The 4,757-nt window shown below is 54.7% G+C and carries 3 protein-coding genes and 2 pseudogenes; all 5 read left to right on the plus strand.

All coding sequences use genetic code 11. The features are described 5' to 3' along the window. Window positions 1–217: pseudogene (locus PW844_RS21505) on the plus strand (hypothetical protein); the annotation flags it as partial. Between the two features lie 4 nt (window positions 218–221). Then, entirely contained in the window at window positions 222–1,235 is a 1,014-nt protein-coding gene (locus tag PW844_RS21510) for a HoxN/HupN/NixA family nickel/cobalt transporter (RefSeq protein WP_299456212.1), read from the plus strand. A 308-nt stretch (window positions 1,236–1,543) separates the two neighbouring features. Further along, window positions 1,544–2,471: pseudogene (locus PW844_RS21515) on the plus strand (aminoimidazole riboside kinase). Window positions 2,472–2,647: 176 nt separating this feature from the next. Next, a complete protein-coding gene (locus PW844_RS21520; RefSeq protein WP_299456208.1) occupies window positions 2,648–4,177 on the plus strand; it encodes a carbohydrate porin in 1,530 nt (509 codons plus the stop codon). A gap of 66 nt (window positions 4,178–4,243) precedes the next feature. Further along, the coding region (locus PW844_RS21525; RefSeq protein ID WP_299456210.1) for a glucose PTS transporter subunit EIIB at window positions 4,244–4,757 on the plus strand (514 nt) is incomplete at its 3' end.

A 4,757-nucleotide genomic window follows, 5' to 3' on the forward strand; every position in this document is an offset into this window, starting at 1 on the left:
CGAACCTTGCGCGCCATCATGCCCGGTTACAGAACATTACTACCCTCGTTTGCTGTGGCGGCGTGCTGCACAACCGGCTGATGCGCGCCTGTCTGGCTTTCTACCTCGCTGATTTTCAGGTTTTCTTCCGCAACAGTTACCTGCCGGTGACGCTGCTCTTTCGTTCGGCCAGGCATTGATCGCCGCTGCCCATCTGATGACAAACCCACAAGGATAGAATGATGCATTTACGTGAATCCGCTACGACCTCACGCGCTGGCGTCTTGCTGGCGCTGCTGGTGACCGCCAATTTCGCCGCCTGGGCATGGGCGCTGGTGATTTTCCGTCACAGCCCGGCGCTGGTGGCCGCCAGCCTGCTGGCATGGTGCTATGGCCTGCGCCACGCTGTCGATGCAGACCATATCGCCGCTATTGATAACGTCACCCGCAAAATGCTGCAACAGGGTAAACGGTCAATTGGTATTGGTGCCTGGTTCTCTCTCGGCCATTCCAGCATCGTTATCCTCGCGTCGCTGGCGATTGCCGCGACAGCCACTACCTTCCAGCATCGTATGGGCTGGTTCCATGATGTTGGAGGGGTGATCGGCACCGCCGTGTCTGCCTGTTTTCTGTTGGCTATGGCGCTGGTGAATCTGGTGATTCTGAAAAGCGTATGGCGCAATTTCCGCCAGTGGAAACGAGGAGAAACGCTCACCGCCGATACTCTCGACATGACCGGTGGCGGCATCATGAGCTGGTTATTTAATTCCACCTTTAAGATGGTGGATAAAAGCTGGCATATGTACCTGGTGGGCTTTTTATTCGGTCTGGGTTTTGATACTGCCACCGAGATTGGCGTGTTGGGTATCTCCGTCGCCAGCGCCTCTTCTGGTATCTCAATCTGGTCGATTATGGTTTTTCCGGTGCTATTTGCCAGCGGCATGATGCTAGTAGATACCCTCGATAATATCCTGATGGTCAACGCTTACGGCTGGGCATTCAATAAACCCCAGCGTAAGCTTTACTACAACATGACCATTACCGGTACCTCAGTGATTGCCGCGTTATTTATTGGCGGACTCGAAGCGCTGGGCCTGCTGGCGGATAAGTTCGGATTACAGGGCGGCATGTGGCACTGGGTCAGCGCGCTTAACGAAAACCTTGGCAACGCGGGTTTTGTGGTGGTGGGGCTGTTTATCATCAGCTGGGTAATTTCAATGCTGAACTACCGCTGGAAAGGGTATGATTTTTTGTAATTTTCTGCGGCTCAATGCGTTAGCGGCTCTCGCGTATCTTGTCCACATTCAGGGTGCATATCCCGCCCGAAACCCTGTGGATAAATTCTGTCAGGCTGCGCCCCACCGGGGCCGGGAAAGAGGCGGTCATTTACTGACCGCTTCGTATTTTTAGCTATGCCGTAATGGAGCAAAGTACCCAGTCAACTCCCCCGCTTTCACTATCTTCACAGAATACCCCATCACCACATCGCTATCAGACAAATTTCGATTGCCATGCTAAACCGGTTTAGTTAATTTTCTACAAAATTACTTTTGGAGATGATGACATGGCAGCACGAGTCTGGTGTCTGGGAGACGCCGTTGTAGATCTGTTACCGGAAGGGCCGGGACGCCTGATGCAGTGCCCCGGTGGCGCGCCAGCCAATGTTGCAGTAGGGATTGCCCGGCTACAGGGGAACAGCGGATTTATTGGTCGCGTTGGCGATGACCCTTTTGGCCACTTTATGTGCCGGACGCTGGCCGACGAGCAGGTGAATACTCACTTTATGACCGCCGATCCCGCCCATCGTACCTCGACGGTGGTGGTCGCACTGGATGATGACGGCGAGCGTTCGTTTACCTTTATGGTGCGCCCGAGCGCCGATCTGTTTATTGAGCCAGCTGATTTACCAGACTTTCAGGCCGGAGAATGGCTGCATTGCTGCTCCATCGCGCTGGCGGCGGAGCCTTCACGCGCCACCGCATTCACCGCGATGCAATGGGTTCAGGCGGCAGGTGGTTTTCGTCAGCTTCGACCCGAATATTCGTCACGATTTATGGCCGGATGCCGCCAACCTGCTCCACTGTCTGAACCAGGCGTTGCAGCTGGCAGATGTGGTGAAACTCTCCGAAGAGGAGCTGGCATTTGCCACGGGTTCAGCAGATGTCGATGGCAGCATGCGGCAACTGGCCGAGCAATTCGGTATAAAACTGCTGCTGGTCACACAGGGTAAAGCGGGAGTCAAAGCCTGCCACAACGGTCAGACCTTCCATTATCCGACCTTACCCGTGATCAGCGTGGACACCACAGGCGCGGGCGATGCCTTTGTCGCGGGATTATTGTGGGGACTGGCGCAGCATGGCCTGCCGGAAAACGAACCCCAGCTGGCGGCACGCCTTGCCAGTGCGCAGATTTGTGGTGCACTCGCGACCACCGCCAAAGGTGCCATGACCGCCCTGCCTTATCTCCACCAGTTGGAGGAGCAACTCAGCTAATCAGCTAATTTCTGGCCTGGTTGCCGCTGCGTTTTGCGAGCTATCTCACAATCACTAAATCGGTTTAGCAAATTTCATTGCGCGGAGAAATTACCCGTGATTATGATTCAACGCCTAAACCGGTTTAGCAAAAAAATAACTTTGTGATGATAGCCTTTCCTCAGGGACGCAAAACAATGAAAAAAAGCACTCTCGCTATAACCCTTGGTGTGTTGTTAGGTTCCGGTTCCGGGTCCGCATGGGCAGCGGATCCCAGCATGAGCAGCATTGAGGCACGTCTGGCAGCGCTGGAACAGCGTTTGCAGGCCGCCGAACAGCGCGCTAATGCCGCAGAAAACCGCGCCGAAGCTGCCGAAAAACAGGCACAGCAGCTGGTCGCCGCACAACAACAGAATCAAACCACGACCACTCAGGTGGAGCAGCGCACCGCCCGTCTGGAACAGAAAGCCACCAGCAGTGATGATGAAGGTTTTGAGTTCCACGGCTATGCCCGCTCCGGCTTGTTAATGAATAACTCGGCATCTAAAACTCAGGGTGGCCCGACGGTAACGCCAGCGGGTGAGACCGGTGGCAACATTGGTCGCCTCGGTAACGAACCGGATACCTATGTCGAACTTAATCTTGAACACAAACAGACGCTGACCAACGGCGCAACCACCCGTTTCAAGGTGATGCTCGCCGACGGACAACGCACCTACAACGACTGGACCGCCTCCAGCAGCGATCTCAACCTGCGCCAGGCCTTCACTGAAATCGGTCATCTGCCCACCTTCTCCGGCGCATTCAAAGATTCCACCGTCTGGGCAGGGAAACGCTTCGATCGCGATAACTTCGACATCCACTGGATTGACTCCGATGTGGTGTTCCTCGCCGGGACCGGTGCAGGTATCTATGACATGAAATGGAGTGACGACGCGCGCAGCAACTTCTCGCTGTATGGCCGCACCTTTGGCGATATCGAAAACAACGAAAATACCGCCCAAAACTACATCCTGTCGCTGAATAACTTCTATGGCCCGTTGCAGTTGATGGTGAGCGGTATGCGCGCCAGAGATAACGATGACCGTGTCGATACCGATGGCAACAAAGTCAAAGGCGATGCGGCCAATACCGGCATGCACGCCTTACTCGGTCTGCATAACGACAGCTTCTATGGTCTGCGCGAAGGTTCTGCGAAAACTGCCCTGCTCTACGGTCACGGTCTGGGGGCCGAGGTGAAATCCATCGGCTCAGATGGTGCCCTTCTGCCAGAAGCAAATACCTGGCGTCTGGCAAGTTATGGCATCACGCCACTGGGCGGGGGCTGGCATATCGCTCCGGCGTTGCTGGCGCAAAGCAGCAAGGATCGGTACGTCAAAGGTGACAGCTATGAATGGGCAACGGCTAACCTGCGCCTGATTCAGGAGTTTACCCAGAATTTCGAGATGCAGTACGAAGGTTCTTATCAATATATGGATCTGCGTCCAAAAGGCTACAACAGCCGTAACGCAGTAAGCGGCAGCTTCTACAAACTCACCGTCGCGCCAACGCTGAAGGCCGGTGACGTGGGCGAGTTCCTGAAACGTCCGGAAATCCGCCTCTTCGCTACCTGGATGGACTGGGATCATCGCCTGGATAATTATGCCAGCGATGATGCCTTTGGCAGCAACGGCTTCAAGGCCGGTGGTGAATGGAACTTCGGTGTACAAATGGAAACCTGGTTCTGATTCCTCGGCCCTTCGGGGCCGTTTCAACCAGGCTGATAGCACAATAATGAGAAGACAGAGGTAAGTATGGATTTTGCAAAAATTTCCCGGTCGCTACTGCCGTTGCTGGGAGGCAGGGACAATATTGCCAGCGCCGCGCACTGCGCCACGCGCCTGCGTCTGGTACTGGTGGACGATGCTAAAGCAGATACCGATGCCATTGGCAAAATCGATGGCGTGAAAGGCTGCTTTCGCAATGCCGGTCAGTTGCAGGTTATTTTCGGTACTGGCGTGGTTAACAAGGTTTATGCGGCGTTTATCGCCGAGGCGGGCATCAGCGAATCAAGCAAATCAGAAGCGGCTGATATTGCCGCGCGTAAACTGAATCCGTTCCAGCGCATCGCCCGTCTGCTGTCGAATATTTTTGTGCCGATCATTCCCGCCATCGTTGCCTCCGGCCTGCTAATGGGGCTGCTGGGAATGGTCAAAACCTATGGCTGGGTAAATCCTGATAATGCGCTCTACATCATGCTCGATATGTGTAGCTCGGCTGCATTTATCATTTTGCCGATCCTGATTGGCTTTACCGCTGCGCGTGAAT

The sequence above is a fragment of the Pantoea sp. genome, assembly GCF_028283705.1.
Classification (GTDB): Bacteria; Pseudomonadota; Gammaproteobacteria; order Enterobacterales; family Enterobacteriaceae; genus Pantoea.